General features: G+C 49.1%; 2 protein-coding genes and 2 pseudogenes. All 4 read left to right on the forward strand.

The genetic code is table 11. The features are described from left to right. The coding region (locus tag DWX32_RS20660) for an HNH endonuclease (protein WP_330421854.1) at positions 1–123 on the forward strand (123 nt) is incomplete at its 5' end. 102 nt (positions 124–225) lie between these two features. Then, positions 226–501 (forward strand): annotated as a pseudogene (locus DWX32_RS19100) (VirB6/TrbL-like conjugal transfer protein, CD1112 family); the annotation flags it as partial. Positions 502–521: 20 nt separating this feature from the next. Then, the gene (locus DWX32_RS19105; RefSeq protein WP_025487368.1) at positions 522–977 is read left to right on the forward strand and encodes a PrgI family protein; all 456 of its coding nucleotides are present in this window, start codon (positions 522–524) and stop codon (positions 975–977) included. Further along, positions 934–1,890: pseudogene (locus tag DWX32_RS19110) on the forward strand (VirB4-like conjugal transfer ATPase, CD1110 family); the annotation flags it as partial. The gene DWX32_RS19105 and the pseudogene DWX32_RS19110, both read left to right, overlap by 44 nt. Positions 1,891–1,937 lie beyond the last annotated feature (47 nt).

A 1,937-nucleotide genomic window follows, 5' to 3' on the forward strand; every position in this document is an offset into this window, starting at 1 on the left:
CGAAAACTCAAAGATTTAAGTGGCAGAAAACAATGGGAAATCGCCATGATTGGGCGTAAACGCAAGACAATGGCACTCTGCATTGACTGTCACGATAAGTTACACGCAGGGAAATTAGACTGACATCTGGAGAGCCGGATACATCGAGAGGTGTAAGTCCGGTTCGGAGGGGAGTTCTCGGAAACCTACCATAGTGATATGGCAAGGCGCCGGGGTCTTACCCTACTTGTGACTTCGGTGGCTCCCGTTCCAATGGCTGCAATGATGGGTAAAGAATGGGGCGGTATGGGCCAGAATTACCTCCGATCCCTGCTGGCGCTGGGCTTTCAGGCGTTTCTCATTATCGTCTGCGTGGCAATTTATGCTGTGCTGGTGCAGAACATCGCTCTGGAAGATGACATCATCATGGCAATCTGGAGCTGCGTGGGCTACACCGTACTGCTATGTTTTACGCTGTTCAAAACCGGCAGTCTCGCCAAATCAGTCTTTCAGGCGCACTAAAACGGAAGGAGGTTTCCACATTGGCTTATGTACCCGTACCCAAGGACTTAACAAAAGTCAAAACAAAGGTCATGTTCAATCTGACCAAGCGGCAGCTTATCTGCTTCACGGGCGGAGCGCTTATTGGCGTACCGCTTTTCTTTTTGCTCAGAAAACCTACCGGAAACAGTGTAGCGGCTATGTGTATGATGCTGGTTATGCTGCCATTCTTTATGATGGCTATGTACGAAAAGCATGGACAGCCCCTGGAAAAGATCGTGGGCAACATTCTCAAAGTAGCTGTGATCCGTCCCAAGCAGCGTCCCTACCAGACCAATAACTTTTATGCCGTATTAAAGCGGCAGGAAATGCTCGATAAGGAGGTGTATGACATTGTTCACCGCAATAAAAAAATGGCTGCATCGGATGTTCGGGAAAACCGAGGAAAAAACTGTGCAGCCGGTAAAGACAAAGAAAAAGCTGTCCCGCGCCGATAAGAAGCAGATCGAAGCGGCCATTGTCCGCGCCAACCGCACGGACAAAAAAGGAAAATCTGCGCAGGACAGTATCCCTTATGAACGGATGTGGCCGGACGGAATCTGCCGCATATCGGACAGCCACTACACAAAGACCATTCAGTTTCAGGACATCAACTATCAGCTCTCCCAAAACGAAGATAAGACGGCAATCTTTGAGGGTTGGTGTGATTTCCTCAATTATTTTGACAGCTCGATTCATTTCCAGCTGTCTTTTTTGAACCTTGCGGCATCGGAGGAGACCTTTGCTAACTCCATTTCCATCCCGCCCCAGAGGGATGCCTTTGACAGTATCCGCGAGGAATATACCACAATGCTGCAAAATCAGCTGGCCAGAGGTAACAACGGCCTCATCAAGACCAAATACCTGACCTTTGGTATCGACGCAGACAGCATCAAAGCCGCCAAGCCCCGTCTGGAGCGTATTGAGACCGATATACTTAATAACTTCAAGCGTCTTGGTGTAGCTGCCAGAACGCTGGACGGTAAAGAAAGGCTTTCTCAGCTTCATGCGGTATTCCACATGGATGAACAACTCCCGTTTCAGTTTGAATGGGACTGGCTGGCTCCTTCCGGTCTGTCCACAAAGGATTTTATTGCACCAAGTTCCTTTGAGTTCCGCACCGGCAAGCAGTTCCGTATGGGCAAGAAATACGGGGCTGTTTCTTTTTTGCAGATTTTAGCCCCAGAGCTGAATGACCGTCTGCTGGCTGATTTTCTGGATATGGAAAGCTCGCTCATTGTGAGTATGCACATTCAGTCGGTGGATCAGGTGAAAGCCATCAAAACGATAAAGCGCAAGATTACCGACCTGGACCGCAGTAAGATCGAGGAACAGAAAAAAGCAGTCCGCGCCGGATACGACATGGACATCAGTGCGACTCGTTCCTGAACAAAGCCTTCGTGGTTGAAGGACAAAAT

It is taken from the genome of Blautia sp. AF19-13LB, from assembly GCF_003479105.1.
Lineage (GTDB): Bacteria > Bacillota > Clostridia > Lachnospirales > Lachnospiraceae > Fusicatenibacter > Fusicatenibacter saccharivorans.